The organism is Paenibacillus sp. AK121 (assembly GCF_019042715.1).
In the GTDB taxonomy this organism is placed as follows: domain Bacteria; phylum Bacillota; class Bacilli; order Paenibacillales; family Paenibacillaceae; genus Paenibacillus; species Paenibacillus polymyxa_C.
Genome location: NZ_JAHPJM010000021.1, coordinates 1 through 12971 on the forward strand (window position 1 = coordinate 1; position 12971 = coordinate 12971).

A 12971-nucleotide genomic window follows, 5' to 3' on the forward strand; every position below is an offset into this window, starting at 1 on the left:
GTTGTCTCCATATCTTACGACATGGTTGCATTCTCTTGAAGGTGTTTTGATTTGTCTCACGTTAAGGGGTCAGTCCCTATTCTCCTCGGCTCTTTTCTGATGATTTTCTATTATGAATTTTTCATGTATTGAAAAACTGACTTATATTTCCTCGCACTGGATGTGTCTGCTCCCTATACTCACCATTCGTATAGCTTCCAATTACCTTGCGCCAAAAGGATTGGGCTGGTCTATTCGTGCTCATCTGCGTCACCTTCCACCGCCCGTTAAAACGTCCAAACAGCTCATGAGCCGCCCATGTACCCACACCATTGTACCGATAAGGACGAAGTACAAAGAACTCAGCCATGTAATAGTCAGCTTCTCGATTGCTAGACATTCGGTCAACGAGTGCAAAGCCCACAGGAATATCCTGTCTCCAAATCAGAAAAGGTAGCTTCTGTTCGCCGCTCGTCCAGTATTGATACAAGTCTGGATAAGCCGGGAATGTTCCCTTCTCAGTGACATCAATTCGCAGATAGGCTGTAAAATCGTATAAGTAAAATTGCATGAGTTGGACAATAATGTCCTTCTGCGACTCTGGTACACTCTTTATGGACAGCTTCAATTCTGATTTGATATTATATCCCATACTTTCACCTCTCTTGGCGGTCAGCTTGTTCTTTACTTTGATTACTCCCATCCAGTGCTGTTCAAAATATGCTAAAATACATGTATTATGACCGGACGAGGTGGACCCTATGAACATACAAAAGATCATCGACCGGCGCAAACTGGATGAAAAGATGCCGGATCTGCCATGGTACGTACAGCAATTTATGGATTACAAGCTTCCCGACCTATCCCCCTCTACTTTGCTGGAATATGTACGGGATTACGAAGCTTTTTTTTCATGGCTTCGCTCGGAAGGCTTGTCTGCCGGAGAAGCGAATGCCCAAGTTACGCTGGAAGAATTAGAGAGACTTCATATGGATAGCATTACAGGCTTTCGCTTGTTCCTGTCTACCAAACGCGAAGGCTCCAATTCCCGCATCACCATTTCACGTAAGTTGTCGTCCCTGCGTTCACTCTTTCATTACTTGAGTCAAATCGCTGAGGATGAAAACTTTTATCCGTTGCTCAAGCGCAATATTATGGCCAAAGTCGAAATTAAGCGCGTACATAAACCCAAGGATACGGCCGCCAAGCTCAAAGGAAAAATACTGGAAGAGGAAGAGCTGCTTGAATTTATCGGCTATATTTATGAAGGCTACGGACAAGATTTGGCTGATAACAAGCAAGCCCTATACTCCTATGAATTAAACAAGGAGCGGGATGCCTGTATCGCAAGTCTTATTCTGAACTCGGGGCTACGTGTATCCGAAATCGTCAACTTGAATATGGATGATCTCGATATAAACAATAAATTACTGTATGTGTACCGCAAAGGAAATAACGATGAAACTTTTAAAACGCCAGTATATTTCCGCGAGCAGTCCAAAGATGACCTCGCACTTTATTTGTCCTTAAGACATACCCGTTATCGCGCTCCAAAAAAAGAAAAGGCTCTTTTTGTCGCACGTCCCAACGGCAGTACGGAGGGCAAACGGATGACTAAAAGAGCGATTCAAGCTATGATCATCAAATACGCCAAACGGTTCGGCAAGCCCTATTTGACCGTTCACAAGCTCCGTCATTCCTTTGCTACTGACTATTATTTACAAAATGATATTTACAAAACCAAGGAACAGCTGGGGCACGCTTCGACAGAAACAACGGAGGTCTATGCCCACCTGACTGACAAAACGATGTCTCAGGCGATCGAACGACGGATAGAGACTCAGACTGACCCAGCCGATTAATGGCCCTCTCAGCCCTGCTCTTTCTGGAATCCTGCTCTGTGCCTCTGAATTTGTTCGAGTAACCAGCGGCCTGCCGGGTCGCTGGCATCGGCAGGATATATCTGCACCGTTTGTTCATCTGAGTAGTAATCCTGAGCCCAATCCATATGGCACTCCCAAACTACTACTCCCTGTACATTTGTCAGCTCCTGAACAAGTCGGGCATCCGATTGTTCTCGCACCATGACCAGCTTCGGATATTTTTCCTGCTTGAAGCCTTCCAGCAACACACAGTCATACGCCTGAAAATGCCGGATGAGTCCGGTCACAGGCCGACTTTGTTCCTCTAAAATCGCTGTTCTTCCTGCCGAAACAATCGCTACGCCTTCGGCGCCTGCCTGTCGGTGCTTGTACGTATCTGTTCCCTCATGATCCATCTCAAATTCATGGCCATCATGCTTGATCACTGCTACACGTAGTCCTGACTGCTGCACATAACGAATTAAACCTCCGAGGAAGGTGGTTTTTCCTGTATTTTTGAATCCGACGATTTGACATACAAATGGATGTTTTGTTTTCACGTCACCTGTCCGCCTTGAAGCACCAGTACATGCACCTCTTCACCTTCGCGCAAGCCTTCTGTTGTGGGAGGAACTACGATCAGACAATCGCTGTCCTTAATCGTGACCATGGCACTGGATTCATCTACTCGCGCAGGAATCGCATATACTTGTCCACCACGTATCTCCAGAGAACTGCGTACAAAGCGGGTATAGTTGTTTACCTTCGTATAATCTGCTCCTAGCTTCGCTGTCCAGGTTTGCAAATACGGATGTGCCGAAGATAACATCATTTGAATAGTTGGACGTACAAACAGCTCACAGCCTACAAAGCATGCGCCGGGATTGCCTGAGAGCGCAAATAACAGCTTGCCGTCTATCACTGCGGCTGTGGTTACACTACCTGGACGCATCGTAACCTTGTTGAACAGCATATTCACATCTTCCTGTCGCACGAGGTCACCCATAATATCAAAATCACCCACCGACACTCCACCACTCGTAACCACGATATCATAGGTAGCTATTGCTTCTCTGACAGAAGCCCGAGCAAGGTTCAAATCATCATGAATGGCTTGCAGAATGAACGGCTCTCCTCCTGCCTCTCTAATTTGAGAAGCCAGCATATATGTATTACTGTTTCGAATTTTCCCCGGTTGTAACGGCTCATCCACTGCGAGCAATTCTGACCCTGTGGAAAAGACGGCCACCCTTGGCTTCCTGTAAACAGGCACCCGATGTACACCAAAAGTAGCCAGTACCGAGATGTGCCCCGCTCCCACGCAAGTTCCCTTACTGAGCAAAAGCTGACCTTCCTTAATCTCATGACCAATTTGTGTCACATTTTTGCCAACTTCCATACGCTTCTTCAAGCCAACATATGTCTGTCCATTTTCCTCACGCAGCTGTGTCGCCTCCAGCATAACCACCGTGTCCGCTCCTTCAGGTAATTGTGCTCCTGTCATGATGCGGGCTGCCATTCCCGTCTCCACCCGCTTGTCCGATACGGTGCCACAAGGAATTTCATCAATCACATGTAGCCAGATTTCCTGACCAGTCGAACAGACTTCAGTGTCCGAGGCAAGGATCGCATAGCCGTCCATACCAGAGCGACGAAAGCGGGGATACGGATGTGGCGCAGTCAAATCCATCGCCAGATAGCGACCATGTGCTTGCTCAAGCCCTACGTCCTCCCTTTCGCCCTGTTGAACATAACTAGCTATCCTGCTTTGTGCCTCTTCCACCTTAACTGCTTTACGTTGGAATTTTTCTGTATTTAATGGCGTCTGATTCATGTTCTCACTCCGTTCTTCTAAAATACCCTCTTTCTGTTATAACGCTAAAACCGTTATCTGGCAAATCCGAACGGTATTTATTGGATTGCTGCAAGTCTCTATCCGCCAAAAAACAGCCTGAATATCATATCGCGGCTGTTTTTGGTAGATTTTAGTCTTTGGTTTTTGGTTTTGCATGTCATCACGTCAGTTTTCTACGTATATTAGGTTATATTATTTTTACCGAAATAGATTGAATCTATTGTAACCTCATACAACGAGGACATTTGCTGCGCTCGAGCTATTGTTAAATCAGATGAATCTTCCTCTATATGTTTTAATTCATTCATTGACATACCAAGTATATTGCAAGCTATTAACTCACTATATCCTGAAGCGAGTCGTGCCATCTTTATTGTATAAAAGCTAGTGCAAGTTACATTTTCATTTTTATCTGCAACCATCCAATCAACTCCACAATATAATTGATAAAAAAGTAATTTACCTGTATACTCTGAACGAAACACTTTTCCCCTGTTAGGAGCAAGTAAGGTGCAAAAACTTACTCGGGGGAAATGCCTTTTGAAAGAGGAGCTCAAATCTCATGGACGCACTCAATCATGGCTCGCCCGACGAACTGGATATTCGCGGCAACAAATATCCAACTGGATCGCGGGACGTGACAAAATGTCATTCGAGGCGGCAGTCCTCATTTCTAGGATATTGGAGTGTAAAGCTGAGGACTTATATGAGTGGGAACTTGCCTGACAAACAGGCATTTCCTTCGGGGCATTTGTACATGCCGGCATTTACAATATATATCCCGCTTTCACCCTCCTTTTCTTATATGTAGATTGTTTCACCTTAATTTAAAAGATTGTTATTTTTTTCATAATCAATTTTATCACATGGAAAATGATTAAAAACGGGAAATATGTCGAATTAAATCGAACCCGTCCGGCTTATCCTAGTCTAACTGATTATTGACTTATTCATTTAAATCTGGTAATAAAAATGACCCCTGAATTTTCATGGGTCATTTCCACAGTTTTTTAAGCGCTTTAAGTTTATTATGAGACATCGAGCATGTGAAGTCAGATCCTTCGAATCGTACCAGCCCTCCAAATGCGTTAGACTCAATTTCACAAACCAAGTCGAGATTTATCAGGGTATCTTTATAAGCTGGATATAGATACGGAAAAGCTTCCCTGCAAGCCTGTGCGGTTAGCCCGATTGTATAAGAGCGATCTCCAGAGTGGAAACGCGGGACATAGTAATTTTTTTTAGGTTCCCACATATCCACACTAAGCATATTCCCTACCTTAAAAAAACCGCTCACTGTTGCCTTACCCACTACCTTGATTTCCGATCCGAAAATATAACGAATTTCTCTATCGGCATTCATTGCATCCGCATATATTTGTTTCCATCGAGATAAATTGGCTGAATTTATACTTTCTTTGATGTCTTGATTTTTAAAAACAACCTGCCCCCCTCCATAATCTCCCGTAACGATCTTGTCCACTTGTGTGATGTTAACCAAATTAGATCCGTCCAAATTGCAAAAAGTGGGTAAGCCTACGGAACATTCATGGAGGGTGGTGGGAACTGTAAATCTTCCATGAGAAGTATGAAAAAGCGGGATGTGATAATTGCTTTTAGGCTTCCACAATTCAATCGCAACTAGGTGATTTTCACAAAAGAAAGAGCAATCTCCAAGTGAATTGTCATCAAGCAATGGAGTGGCTAGGATTCGCTTTCCCTCTTCCATTAAATTCAGTTCTTTTCTGTTTTCTTCAGCTCAGCTGGTACCGGTTTAGCGCCAAATATTGTTTTTTCTTTTTTGGTAGACTCGTTAGCGTATTTCCCAAGGCTTATACTTAAAACTCTCGCCAATTTCTTATCCATTTTCGCTCACCTCCTTTCCATAAAGGAAGAATACTGAATGCTTGTATAACTATAGATAAACATATTATGTGAGATTGTACAAAAAAATTTAATATGCAAACCAAAATACATATCGTTTTATAATACTTGTGATATTTGGTCTTATTAATATAGATAAAATGATTGGGAGCATATACTACAAACACTAATAATGAACAAGCGTTAATTATCAAAATTGTTGATAAACCTAAAGAAACAAAAGGTATAGTTACACATATGGCCGTTGTAAAACAGACACAAAGGGTAAGGTTGCTGAAGTGTACCCCACCTGAAAATCTCCTTACAAACATGATCGTAGCCAGAGCTAGTAATGCCCCCCAAAAATGTCCTGTTATCCAGGCTATAACTGCAACCATTAGTACTGCCGAAATTTCGGTTATTTTTATACCAATCGCATACTCCATCACTTCTACACTTGTAGGTCCATCAGGATCAGCTTTCTTTATTTCTGATGCGATGTGCCTCGATAGCGTTTCTAGCATCCTCGTAATCTCCTTTCTCTGAAAAGAAGTACGAAATTCCAAAAGTTAGCAATGAGATGGAAAGTAGTCCTATCGTATTGGAGTTATAGAGCATATACAAAGTAACAAGAATAGTGACAAATGATATTAGGGAGCCTATGATGAACATTTTATTAAGGGGTGATAGGTAATTTTCACCTTTCAAAAAATCATGTGGGGGCTGAATGATAAATGAGAAACCAAAGTTGTATTTCCCCATGACAAAAGAAATAAAGTACGCAGTAAAAATAGAAGCTAACTGTATAACGTAAATGGAAGAACCAGAAGTATTATTAATAATATCAGGTTGTGCTACTCCGAAAAAATTTGCAAATATATATACAAATAGCTGTAGGTTAATGTAAGCTGTTAGACCAGAACCAGCAGAAAATGCTGCAAGATATGTTTTGATCCCTAAACCAAATCTTAAAAAGAGAACCATTAACAAATACTGAAGCGGAAAATCAAATTTAGGCATGCCTATAACTTCTCTCATGAGAAAGGAAAAGAAAGCTATGCCAATTGCATAGAAAAGTATTTTTCTTCGATTTTCCCACACCGGAAGCATATAAAGCTTCAAGACCAAAGTAACTGCCGCTAAAGCATCGAAAAAACCAAGTAAAATATATAAAAAAGCAGATAACACAGTTACATCATCCTCCTATTTCGCCTGATGTAATTGTATATTTTACTAATAGATGTGGCAATGAAATAATCTAGTAAACTGTCATTTTTTGTATAAATATGAGGTAAAATTTTCTTTCTATGGCTTTCTTCTTCAAACTCGACACCCATTCGTGCTAACAAAAAAATCCCCCCAAGTGAGCGACGTTGCTTTTGCTAATGTATTATGTTGGTTTTTTTTCGATATCAAGGTTATAATCTACTTAATTTGGGGTGGAGGGATTATAGTGGCTTTAAGTGACAATTTTAAAAAATTACGTATAAAATATCATTTGACTCAACAAGAGCTTGCTGAGATCGCTGGGGTTACCAATAAAGCAATTTCAGCTTGGGAGAGCGGACTTTCTGAACCACGAATGGGTGCTATAGAAAAGATAGCTCGTCATCTCCATATCAAAAAAAGCAACATCATCGAAGACGATGGCATTGAGCACATAAGCACTGATCAAGTGTAGGTCAAAGTAGACGGTAATAAAATCGAAGTGAGAGCATCCGTTCAATTCACTGTAGGTTATATCAAACAACAAAAAAGGAACTGTGCAACAGCTCCACAGTTCCGCAAACAACTTTAGAAGAATATAAAACATTACCATTATCGTCGACTTCGTCGGCTGATTTTACCTGAGCCGCTGCGTGTTTTAGGCTTACTATACGATTTGCGCGGCGAATCAAATATGCTGGAACCGCCGCTGCTGCCTCGGTCACGTGAAATCGAGCCTCTGCTCGGTGAACTGCTGGAGCCTCTATCGAATAGACTCCCGCTTGATCCAACGCTGGAATCCGAATTTTTCCCTCTACGGGTAACTGAGCCTTTTCGCTCCACCGTTATCGGCGGGATCGCTTTTTTCTCCTGTGCTGTTGGAGCACGATATTGCCCTTGTGAAGGTCGGTATACATCTCTGCTCGAATAACCTCGATAGGAGCCAGACCCCCGCAACGAATCGAACAGAGCATCCAGCACAGTTGCAGTTAAGTATCCTTTTAGAAAGCTGGAACTGTAATTTTGCTCGACATACTTTTTACTATCAATTTCAATGAGTGTGTCTTCCTTCTTAGCTGGATCCTGCTGCAAATGGTACCACTCATCACTATATACCAGAAACATCCGCTCATTGCTCTGAGGTGACATTTGTTCCGGTGTACGCTGTTCTTTCAATTCCTCCGCTACTTCGGGAACCGTTTTGCCTGCCGCCCGATACACGTACGAGGTCGAGTTTCCGCTACCACTAACGGATTCCAGCGGATACGTATCTTTCACATTTGGCGCGCCGCAGCCGCTTAACACGGATACGAACAAGCTCAGCGCCACAATGACCTTTAATGCATATTGCCAGGTGCGTTTGCTCATGTGTAACCCTCTCCTAGCTTGCCCGAATAACCTTGACGTCTCCGGTAATCACTTCTTCTCCTTCATAAAGCATAAAGCGACCGTCCTGCCATTCTACCCGCAATAGATGGTAATCATCAGACTGGTACTGCCAAACATGTTGCTCTCCACCCTGCCGGAAAGGAGCACGGCCCATAACGGTAACATGCCCAAAATACTGTTCTTCCAAATGATACGTTGTATCATCCAGTTCTAAAATGGTCGGTACTTCCTCCGGGTTGTCTAGTCTGCCATCGATGGCCTGATAAAGTCCGAATTGCAGTGTTTCCCGTTCCTCAATATGAAGATAACTCACTTGATTACCATCCTGAAGCGTCAAAACAACGGCATTCCGAGCACGATTATGTACACGACCTACCACTTCATAGGTGACAAGCGACACCTCACAAATATCCCCTGGATTTAAGTGAAGCATGCTTTTTTCCGCTTTCGGCGGTTCAGGCTTGGCAAATAGATTTGAAATTCGTTTCCATACACTCATGGTCATATTCCCTCCTTACTTTGCCTAGAAGCATGCTGTAATGATTAAGGCACCAACCAAATGCAGCGCTCCCGAAAACAGACCGAAACCAATTTTACCTTCCTGGGTACCTTTATCCAGATCAAACTGTGCCCAATACCGCAACAGCAGGCGCACAATCACTTCCAAAACAAGCAGGATAATAAAGGCAATCACAGAATACACAAGCGCTTCAAGCAAATTATTAGCGGTAGCAATTGAACCTGATAAAATATATCCTTGTGCAATCAGCTTCATAATCATCCGTACCGTTACGGCCATATTTCCGGATTTTACTTCGGCAAAATCCTTATACTTTGTAAATAAAGAATCGACATACATTAATACGAACAGCAAAATAGCACCCGCGCCCGTCCATACCAGCATCGCTTTCATCGTTTCTAAAAAATGCATTTGCTACCATCCTCCACATCTTCTTGACTACATATATTGATTTACGCCCCCAGGCAGGGAAAAGCGAAGGAGAAAACGTTTCTCCTTCGCTTACTGAGCCATCACACTAGCGGCAATGCTTAAAAGTTCTTATTTGTTTTCGTATTGTTTCAGCAAAGCAGCAAGTTCATCGTCCACAGCACTTTTCTTATCCAGCTCTTTGAACTCTTCATCCAGCGATTTTTCCTTGGAAGCCATTTCGTTGCTCGCTTCAGCACGTGCTTCTGCTTGCAGCATTTTTTCCTCCATACGCTTCAATCCAGCAGTTGCCGTATCCGAGCTAAAACCGTTCATAGCTTTGTTAATTTCAGTTTGCGCTTTAGCTGCGTTATAACGGGCAACCAGTGTCTCGCGCTTGTTTTTCATTTCAGTCAGCTGTCTACGCATTTCATCCAGCTTACCACGCAGGTTGTCAGCTGCAGCTTTGTTTTGCTCATAACCAGCTTGGAACTCGTTCATTTTTTGTTCGGCAGATTTCTTTTCTTCCAGCGCACGACGAGCAAGATCCACATTTTGTGCTTTTGCAGCCGTATGAGCCTGTTCTTCGCGTTTTTTCACCAAAGCTGCCTGTTCTTCGTATTGCTGTTTGAATCTCTTTTCAATAGCAATTTGAGCGGCTACCGCTTTCTCTGCGTCTTCCAGATCCTCTTGCATATCACGAATGTATTGATCCGTCATTTTAACTGGATCTTCTGCCTTGTCGATAATGGCGTTAATGTTAGACATCGTAAGATCTCTTAATCGTTTGAAAATAGACATGTGAAGTTCCTCCTAGAATTGAATGCTTAAATTTTAAGCTCTGTACACATGTTTACGCAAGCTTTGCAAAGAGGTTTCAAAAATATCTAAAAACCGCGTAGATAAGGCTCTGGGATATCTGCCTGTACTTTTAGCGCCCGTGAAGCATGCAGCGCCCAATAGGGATCACGCAGCATGGCACGCCCTATGGCTACCAGATCAGCTTCATTTTGCTGAACGACTCGGCGGGCATCCTCATAATCATCCAATAAGCCGACAGCAATGACAGGCACATTCAATTTTTCACGGATGGTATGAGCCAAATCGACCTGGTAACCAGCACGCGCAGACGGGCCTCCGCTGGAGCCTATCGGACCCTCACCACCAGAAGAAATATGGAAAATGTCCACACCTGCATCACGATATCGTTCCCCTATGGCTGCTATGTATTCAACATCATATCCGTCTTGGACATATTCTTTGGCAGATATCCGCATTAGCACAGGCATATCAGCAGGAAGTACCTCTTTAACAGCACGGATCACCTCAACACCAAACAGTGACAAACCCTGCCCATACTCATCTTCTCTGGTATTGGTTAAAGGGGAATGAAATTGATGGATCAGATAGCCGTGAGCACCATGAATCTCTACCGTGTCAAAACCCGCTTCTACCGCCCGGCGAGCCCCCTCTTTGTAGGCCTGAACCAGTTCCTTGACTTCTGCTCTCGTCAAAGTGTGCGGATCTTTAAAGCGTTCACTAAAGGGGATCGAGGACGGGCCTACAGGTGTCTCAGCATCCTCGGCCTTGCGTCCGGCATGGCCTAATTGAATGGCAATTTTGGCACCATACTTGTGGACTTCCTCTACAATTTTACGATATGCAGGAATATGTTCGTCACTCCAAATGCCCAAATCACGATCTGTAATGCGTCCATCCGGATGAACCGCTGTCATTTCCACAATTATGAGCCCAGTCCCTCCTATCGCGCGACTCACATAATGGACATAATGCCAATCCGTCGGTTTGCCGTCCTTGGCCTTCACGCTGTATTGGCACATTGGGGGCATGACAATCCGATTTTTTAATGAAAGCCCCTTTAATTGATAAGGAGTAAACAAGTCGGTCACTTTTATCCATCCTTCCCTCAATTCCAAGTATGTATTATTATGAATAGCATCCCCATTATACACCAGCTGTCATGGTATACCGAATCCTTTGTAAGGCTAAAACTTGCGAAAATGCTTCAGTTTTCGGTCATGTTTAAGAGAATATGTACGTTTACTTCGTCATCTTCACGGATACCCGCTTCATGATGTACTTCTCTTCAGCCGTGTAGGGCTTCACTCAATCACCAGCATAATTTTAATAGGACAGGTACATAATAGCTGAGAGCACCACTAGGTACCACTGCACGGAAAGGGGGAATACAAATGCGGTACAGGGGAGTGTTGCCATGTTTAGCACTGTTACTAGCATTTTCAAGTTTTCCCGTTCACGCGGACACGCCTTCCAACATTGGAACGCCCCATCCCAAGGAAGCTGTTGTCGCTACTTCGGTATATCAAAGTAAAGATCGAGCTACTCCAACATTAGCGATGCTACGAAAAAAGCATGCGGACATTTTTAAAATGTGCGGCCCGCACACCCGCCAAATTGCCTTAACCTTTGATGATGTGCCCGATTCAAGGTATACGCCGCAGGTTTTGGACGTATTACACGCAAATGGTATCAAAGCTACCTTTTTTATCGTCGGCCACCGTGCGGAAAAGCATCCGGGGATCATACGCCGTATCATCCGTGAGGGTCATGCTATAGGAAACCATTCCTATACTCATCCGGATTTCAGGAAGGCCAGACCAGAACGTTTTCGCCACCAGATTACAAAAACAGAACGCATTTTAGAAGCCAGTATAGGTTTTCGGCCCAGATTGATACGACCACCCTATGGTGAAATCACGGAGCCTCAAATCCAGTGGGCACGTCGTCATGGGTACATGATCGTCAATTGGAATGTGGACTCTCTAGACTGGAAGGGATTAAGCAAAACACAAATTCAGCGCAACGTGATCCCGGCTACCGGACCTGGCTCCATTATTTTAATGCATGCAGGTGGAGGTCAAAGTTCCAACTTGCAAGGCACTGTCCAAGCTTTGCCGGGTCTAATCCACTCTCTAAAAGCTAAGGGCTACAAATTTGTCACTGTCCCCCGGCTACTTCACACATCGGAACGAAAATAACAGTATGTCTAAGCTTCAAATATACCAACAACGTAAAAAGGCTGCCTTAACGAGCAGAATACTTCTGCTTGTAAGACAGCCTTTTTTAGCGATAAACAACCGGGCCTAATAAAAAGTTGTCCCAGTTATATGTTGTATGATAGATCAAGTTTACATAACTTATATTATGTTTAATTAAATCATACATAAGCACAATGCTATTTATCAATGACGTACAGTTTCACATTCTGGAAGCCGAAGTCGTTCACGAATGATTTATTGCCAGGGATAAAGATATCAATCCGCTTTCCGGTAATAGCACTGCCCTGATCACGGGCAACGGCCACAAAAGAATGGTCTGGCAATCCGGGATGGGAATAACCTGTAACTAGCACCTTTGTTCCCATAGGAATGACTTTCGGGTCTACCGCAATTGTACCTAGCTTAAGCGGATTGCCGTAATAATCGACCGCACCCCATTTGCCATTTTCATCAGCTGCGGCAGAATATGCTGTAGCTTTAACATCAACTACTTTACTGTATTTAAATGTTTTGCCCCATGCTTCAATTGTTGGCTTCTCATTCGCTGGTGCTTTCTCTGTAAGAAGCTGTGGCTTCGAATCCGAAGCCGCCTTTACACTTTTTTCGTCTGGCACTTTAATTTGCAGACCTGCATATATGTTGTTGGACGCAATATCCGGGTTAGCCTTCGTCAACTCATCTACTGATACCCCATAACGTTGAGCAAGCAAAAAGAAGGTATCGCCTTCTTTGGCAGTGTGAAGCGAAGCAGCATCTGCTACTCCAGCTGTCTGTGCCAGCCCTGCAATAGCTGCAGCAAGCACCGTAAATTTCATAGTTTTTCCAATATGTTTTAAATGTTTCAAAGA

At 43.5% G+C, this 12971-nt stretch carries 18 protein-coding genes; 4 read left to right on the top strand and 14 right to left on the bottom strand.

Annotated elements, in window-relative coordinates; translation table 11 throughout:
• Nucleotides 1-121: 121 nt before the first annotated feature.
• The gene (locus tag KSP24_RS23865; protein WP_025674556.1) at nt 122-631 is read right to left on the bottom strand and encodes a GNAT family N-acetyltransferase; all 510 of its coding nucleotides are present in this window, start codon (nt 629-631) and stop codon (nt 122-124) included.
• Between the two features lie 109 nt (nt 632-740).
• Between KSP24_RS23865 and xerS the strand changes: the two genes are divergently transcribed.
• Nucleotides 741-1841, top strand: coding sequence for a tyrosine recombinase XerS (gene xerS / locus KSP24_RS23870; protein WP_216976963.1), 1101 nt, complete (start codon nt 741-743; stop codon nt 1839-1841).
• A gap of 8 nt (nt 1842-1849) precedes the next feature.
• On the opposite strand, the gene mobB is transcribed toward xerS, so the two are convergent.
• From mobB to KSP24_RS23885, 3 genes are all read right to left on the bottom strand, one after another.
• Complete coding sequence (gene mobB / locus KSP24_RS23875; RefSeq protein ID WP_137078615.1) at nt 1850-2401, bottom strand: molybdopterin-guanine dinucleotide biosynthesis protein B; 552 nt, start codon at nt 2399-2401, stop codon at nt 1850-1852.
• Entirely contained in the window at nt 2398-3675 is a 1278-nt protein-coding gene (locus tag KSP24_RS23880; RefSeq protein ID WP_216976965.1) for a molybdopterin molybdotransferase MoeA, read from the bottom strand. The genes mobB and KSP24_RS23880 overlap by 4 nt, the downstream gene beginning before the upstream one ends.
• Before the next feature lie 203 nt (nt 3676-3878).
• Entirely contained in the window at nt 3879-4118 is a 240-nt protein-coding gene (locus KSP24_RS23885) for a helix-turn-helix domain-containing protein (RefSeq protein ID WP_058711193.1), read from the bottom strand.
• An 88-nt stretch (nt 4119-4206) separates the two neighbouring features.
• Here KSP24_RS23885 and KSP24_RS23890 point away from each other — a divergent pair, with 88 nt between their 5' ends.
• Nucleotides 4207-4422: a helix-turn-helix transcriptional regulator gene (locus KSP24_RS23890; protein ID WP_016820733.1), complete on the top strand. Its 216-nt coding sequence runs from the start codon at nt 4207-4209 to the stop codon at nt 4420-4422.
• A 268-nt stretch (nt 4423-4690) separates the two neighbouring features.
• On the opposite strand, the gene KSP24_RS23895 is transcribed toward KSP24_RS23890, so the two are convergent.
• Genes KSP24_RS23895 through KSP24_RS23905 form a run of 4 tightly spaced genes read right to left on the bottom strand, consistent with a single transcriptional unit; the run spans nt 4691 to nt 6747 of the window.
• Complete coding sequence (locus tag KSP24_RS23895; RefSeq protein ID WP_013371423.1) at nt 4691-5425, bottom strand: hypothetical protein; 735 nt, start codon at nt 5423-5425, stop codon at nt 4691-4693.
• Nucleotides 5426-5430: 5 nt separating this feature from the next.
• Nucleotides 5431-5562 carry a hypothetical protein gene (locus KSP24_RS25520; RefSeq protein ID WP_013371424.1) on the bottom strand — a complete coding sequence of 44 codons (132 nt, stop codon included), beginning with the start codon at nt 5560-5562 and terminating at the stop codon, nt 5431-5433.
• The gene (locus KSP24_RS23900) at nt 5535-6083 is read right to left on the bottom strand and encodes an accessory gene regulator ArgB-like protein (protein ID WP_043885981.1); all 549 of its coding nucleotides are present in this window, start codon (nt 6081-6083) and stop codon (nt 5535-5537) included. Before KSP24_RS23900 ends, KSP24_RS25520 begins: the two co-directional genes overlap by 28 nt.
• Nucleotides 6034-6747, bottom strand: coding sequence for a hypothetical protein (locus KSP24_RS23905; RefSeq protein WP_040103619.1), 714 nt, complete (start codon nt 6745-6747; stop codon nt 6034-6036). The genes KSP24_RS23900 and KSP24_RS23905 overlap by 50 nt, the downstream gene beginning before the upstream one ends.
• A gap of 265 nt (nt 6748-7012) precedes the next feature.
• On the opposite strand from KSP24_RS23905, the gene KSP24_RS25700 reads away from it, so the two are divergent.
• The gene (locus tag KSP24_RS25700) at nt 7013-7240 is read left to right on the top strand and encodes a helix-turn-helix transcriptional regulator (protein ID WP_216976967.1); all 228 of its coding nucleotides are present in this window, start codon (nt 7013-7015) and stop codon (nt 7238-7240) included.
• 137 nt (nt 7241-7377) lie between these two features.
• Here the strand turns inward: KSP24_RS25700 and KSP24_RS23915 are convergent, their stop codons facing one another.
• From KSP24_RS23915 to KSP24_RS23935, 5 genes are all read right to left on the bottom strand, one after another.
• Nucleotides 7378-8133, bottom strand: a complete 756-nt coding sequence (locus KSP24_RS23915; protein WP_025674568.1) for a DUF4247 domain-containing protein — start codon at nt 8131-8133, stop codon at nt 7378-7380.
• Nucleotides 8134-8146: 13 nt separating this feature from the next.
• Nucleotides 8147-8653: a DUF4178 domain-containing protein gene (locus KSP24_RS23920; protein ID WP_017427734.1), complete on the bottom strand. Its 507-nt coding sequence runs from the start codon at nt 8651-8653 to the stop codon at nt 8147-8149.
• Nucleotides 8654-8677: 24 nt separating this feature from the next.
• A complete protein-coding gene (locus KSP24_RS23925) occupies nt 8678-9085 on the bottom strand; it encodes a DUF350 domain-containing protein (protein WP_040103617.1) in 408 nt (135 codons plus the stop codon).
• Between the two features lie 129 nt (nt 9086-9214).
• On the bottom strand, nt 9215-9883 hold the full coding sequence (locus tag KSP24_RS23930; RefSeq protein ID WP_013371430.1) for a PspA/IM30 family protein: 669 nt from the start codon (nt 9881-9883) through the stop codon (nt 9215-9217).
• 86 nt (nt 9884-9969) lie between these two features.
• Nucleotides 9970-10992, bottom strand: a complete 1023-nt coding sequence (locus KSP24_RS23935) for an NADH:flavin oxidoreductase/NADH oxidase (RefSeq protein ID WP_216976969.1) — start codon at nt 10990-10992, stop codon at nt 9970-9972.
• Nucleotides 10993-11295: 303 nt separating this feature from the next.
• Here KSP24_RS23935 and KSP24_RS23940 point away from each other — a divergent pair, with 303 nt between their 5' ends.
• On the top strand, nt 11296-12102 hold the full coding sequence (locus tag KSP24_RS23940; RefSeq protein WP_216976971.1) for a polysaccharide deacetylase family protein: 807 nt from the start codon (nt 11296-11298) through the stop codon (nt 12100-12102).
• 197 nt (nt 12103-12299) lie between these two features.
• On the opposite strand, the gene KSP24_RS23945 is transcribed toward KSP24_RS23940, so the two are convergent.
• Nucleotides 12300-12968: a 3D domain-containing protein gene (locus KSP24_RS23945; RefSeq protein ID WP_216976973.1), complete on the bottom strand. Its 669-nt coding sequence runs from the start codon at nt 12966-12968 to the stop codon at nt 12300-12302.
• Nucleotides 12969-12971 lie beyond the last annotated feature (3 nt).

What these genes read in the sequence shown, in the direction of transcription:
- KSP24_RS23865 (WP_025674556.1), bottom strand. Translation starts at nt 631, where the DNA reads ATGGGATATAATATCAAATCAGAATTGAAGCTGTCCATAAAGAGTGTA.
- xerS (WP_216976963.1), top strand. Translation starts at nt 741, where the DNA reads ATGAACATACAAAAGATCATCGACCGGCGCAAACTGGATGAAAAGATG.
- KSP24_RS23880 (WP_216976965.1), bottom strand. Translation starts at nt 3,675, where the DNA reads ATGAATCAGACGCCATTAAATACAGAAAAATTCCAACGTAAAGCAGTT.
- KSP24_RS23885 (WP_058711193.1), bottom strand. Translation starts at nt 4,118, where the DNA reads ATGGTTGCAGATAAAAATGAAAATGTAACTTGCACTAGCTTTTATACA.
- KSP24_RS23895 (WP_013371423.1), bottom strand. Translation starts at nt 5,425, where the DNA reads ATGGAAGAGGGAAAGCGAATCCTAGCCACTCCATTGCTTGATGACAAT.
- KSP24_RS25520 (WP_013371424.1), bottom strand. Translation starts at nt 5,562, where the DNA reads ATGGATAAGAAATTGGCGAGAGTTTTAAGTATAAGCCTTGGGAAATAC.
- KSP24_RS23900 (WP_043885981.1), bottom strand. Translation starts at nt 6,083, where the DNA reads ATGCTAGAAACGCTATCGAGGCACATCGCATCAGAAATAAAGAAAGCT.
- KSP24_RS23915 (WP_025674568.1), bottom strand. Translation starts at nt 8,133, where the DNA reads ATGAGCAAACGCACCTGGCAATATGCATTAAAGGTCATTGTGGCGCTG.
- KSP24_RS23920 (WP_017427734.1), bottom strand. Translation starts at nt 8,653, where the DNA reads ATGAGTGTATGGAAACGAATTTCAAATCTATTTGCCAAGCCTGAACCG.
- KSP24_RS23925 (WP_040103617.1), bottom strand. Translation starts at nt 9,085, where the DNA reads ATGCATTTTTTAGAAACGATGAAAGCGATGCTGGTATGGACGGGCGCG.
- KSP24_RS23930 (WP_013371430.1), bottom strand. Translation starts at nt 9,883, where the DNA reads ATGTCTATTTTCAAACGATTAAGAGATCTTACGATGTCTAACATTAAC.
- KSP24_RS23940 (WP_216976971.1), top strand. Translation starts at nt 11,296, where the DNA reads ATGCGGTACAGGGGAGTGTTGCCATGTTTAGCACTGTTACTAGCATTT.